General features: G+C 67.8%; 1 protein-coding gene and 1 pseudogene. Both read right to left on the bottom strand.

The features are described 5' to 3' along the window. Positions 1 to 1,220: DUF885 domain-containing protein (locus DBR10_RS13595; RefSeq protein WP_108556425.1), on the bottom strand; the 1,220-nt coding region annotated here is incomplete at its 3' end. Between the two features lie 281 nt (positions 1,221 to 1,501). After that, a pseudogene (locus DBR10_RS13590) lies at positions 1,502 to 1,824 on the bottom strand (peptidase M61); the annotation flags it as partial.

Below are 1,824 nucleotides of genomic sequence, written 5' to 3'. Positions count from 1 at the left end.
ATGTAGAAGGCCCCCGGCCGTGATCCGTCCAGCGCCGGACGCTCGTAGTAACCGCCGGCCGCACCGGCCTCGGTATAGGCCGGCACCCGCCGCACCTCGACCGGGGTCTTGGGCGTGACGCCGAACCAGGTCGGCAGCCTGGGCTGCAGCTCGGCGATCAGCCGGTTGCAATAGGCCAGCATCTGGGCCCGGCCCTCGTCGGTATTGGGATAGGTCTCGCCCGGCAGCGTGTTGAGGCTGGCGACCCGTTGTCCGACGCTGCCCTGGGTCAGGCCCCGCTTCTTCAGGATCTCGTCCATGCGGGCGCTGATTTCGGCCCCCTCCTCCAGTCCGAGGCGATGGACCTCGTCCGGCGTCTTGTCCGTGGTGGTGTAGATCTTCAGCAGGGCTGCATAGAAGGCATCCCCGTCCTTCAGACGGCCGATCCCGGCCTCGTGCGTGGCCTTGCTGCGCGCCGCTTTCAGGGTCTCGATCTGGCGCTCCAGCGCCGGATGGACGGTCGAGGTCAGCAGGCCGGCGGCCTTCGCGTCATAGTCCCCGAACGCCTTGGTCCGACGGGCCAGGGAGGCAACCAGCACGTTCTGCTCGACCGGCTGAGCCCGGAACTTCGTCAGTTGGGCGATGGCCTTGTCCAGCATGAAGTCGGCCGGGATCACACCCTTGCCGGCATCGGCGGCGACCCGCTCGCTCTCCTGGTCGAGGACGGTCGCAAAGGCGGCCAAGCGGGCCAGATAGGTGTCGGCATCGGCCGCCGAGGCGATGGTGTGCTTGGTGTCCAGGAAGCTCGGCACCGACGAATAGGCACCGTAAAGCTGGGTCACGACATAGGGCTGGCTGATCGCGCCATAGTCGAAGGCCCCGGCCGCCGCGCGGGTCTCGTACTGGAAGAGGGCCGTATCGTAGTTGACGGCGTCGTCGCCGCTGAGCGCCTTGCGATCAATGGTCTTCAGCCGCTTGACCCGGGCGGCCGGCTCGGCCCGGTCCTTGCGCCAGCCGGCGATCGAGCGATCGCCGAGCTTGCTGCGGGCATCGGCATGGGCACCGGTGTCCAGGCCCAGATTGGTCGCCTGTTCGGGACTGTCGCTCAGGTCGGCGTCGAAGAATGTGTCGAACAGCGCATAGAGCTGGCCTTTGGCGTCGGCCGCCTGGGCGGGAAGGGCCGTGGACAGGGCGGTCGCAGCCGCCCCCATCATGATCTGACGACGGTCGAACCTGGCCATGGCGGATGCTCCCCAGCGTGACGACCCTGCAAGCGGCATCGCCGGGGTCTTGCCCGATCAGTTGCGCACCGGGATGGAGGGGTCAAGGCAGGGTTCATTCGCCCGCCGGGCCGCAAATGCAGAAAAGGGCCCGCTCGGACAAGCGGGCCCTTCCCAGAGGGCGTTCATGGGTGGGGGTTACCTGAACACCCCCAACCTAGGACGTGACTCGCGGCTTGACCCTGCGCGTTTTGCCGCACCCTGGCTCCCAGCCTGCGACAAAACGACCGATGTTCGCCGAACTACTTCCGGGCCGCCAGAATGTCGTCCAGGCGCGCCGGTGTGCCCGCGATACGCTCCAGCCGCGGATAGCGCAGGCCACCCCTCCAGTCGATCTTGACCATCCGGTAGCGGTCGCCGTCCTTGATCAGCAGTTCGACCAGGGGCGCTTCCGGCCTGGCGGCGGCCTTGATGACCTCCTTCAGCTTGTCGGCGTCATAGGTCTCGCCGTTGACGGCGACGATGGTCTGGCCCTGGGTCAGGCCGGCCTTGAACGCCGGACCATCCCACTGCACGCCGGTCAGCAGGCCGGCGGCCCCGATCGTCAGGCCCAGGGAATAGGCGT

It is taken from the genome of Caulobacter sp. HMWF025, assembly GCF_003060965.1.
In the GTDB taxonomy this organism is placed as follows: domain Bacteria; phylum Pseudomonadota; class Alphaproteobacteria; order Caulobacterales; family Caulobacteraceae; genus Caulobacter.
The sequence above is the reverse complement of the archived record's forward strand: the minus strand, read 5'-3'. Positions and strand labels throughout refer to the sequence as shown.